Here is a 906-nt window from a genome sequence, read left to right on the forward strand (position 1 = left end):
CTCGGAGCGACCGGGAGGAGCGCGTCGGCGTCACTTACGGTCCATCTGCCTCGAGTCTCAGCGCTACGAACGTGCGCCGGCGTGATGCGGCACTGCCGCTAGTTAATAGACGCTTCGCGGATGGAAGCGCGGTTGGCTTTCAGTGAGCAACGCTTATGCCACTTAGCCGTCGCTCACTTCTTCGCCTCAACGCCCGAGGTGGAACGCAGGAGATAGGCCACCGACATCGCTGGAACTTGCTCGAGCAGCCATCTGGCCATCGCTTGTTCCGGCGGCAAAATACGCTCACACGCTGCTTTGGTCAGCGCGTGGCCGCAGCGGTCGGCCGCCGCAATGAGCGACATGCAGGGGACGCGATCTCGAGTTTTCGAAGACATAGTTGAGGCGACTTCGCGTCAGCATCAACCGTGTTGTCGGTCGACTCCATGCCCGCGTTGCCTATCCCAATGATCTGCCGGCCTGCACCGACTGAGTCCGTCGATCCATTTCCGTTCGCACGGCGCTCGATCATCGGCAGCACATCGGGGCCGCCTTTTGCATCGGGCTCGGGAGAACCGGCATTGCTGGCGCTTCCGAACTTCGGGCTTGTTTGCGCATTCGACGCGACGCTGCCCGCAGCCGGTGTCTTACCCGGGGCTTTTTGCGGCCATCTCGTTTTGCTTGCTTTGTGTGGGAGGTCCCGAAGTCACATCGGCGCTCGGAGAGGTCGGCCACGCGCCGTTCACGCCGGATTTCGCTGTGACATTCGTGCGTGCCATATTCGCGGGGTGGCTCATAGCGCTTATGGTGTGGCTCCTGCCGAGCGCACGTTTCGCCCGCCTGCTGACCAATTCTATTGGTGACATACACGGTCGCTGTAAGCAAGCTCACGCACGTCATCGCAAGTCCTGCCGAGGCGCCCTATTC

1 protein-coding gene is annotated in these 906 nt (G+C 61.7%); it reads right to left on the reverse strand.

Features of this window, described 5'->3' with window-relative positions:
• Positions 1 to 173: 173 nt before the first annotated feature.
• A complete protein-coding gene (locus AWB74_RS46780; RefSeq protein WP_160110419.1) occupies positions 174 to 344 on the reverse strand; it encodes a DUF892 family protein in 171 nt (56 codons plus the stop codon).
• Positions 345 to 906: the final 562 nt, after the last annotated feature.

The sequence above is a fragment of the Caballeronia arvi genome, assembly GCF_001544695.2.
Lineage (GTDB): Bacteria > Pseudomonadota > Gammaproteobacteria > Burkholderiales > Burkholderiaceae > Caballeronia > Caballeronia arvi.

Bases quoted from the DNA above. Each gene is read 5' to 3' on its own strand.
- AWB74_RS46780 (WP_160110419.1), bottom strand. From the start codon at position 344: ATGTCGCTCATTGCGGCGGCCGACCGCTGCGGCCACGCGCTGACCAAA.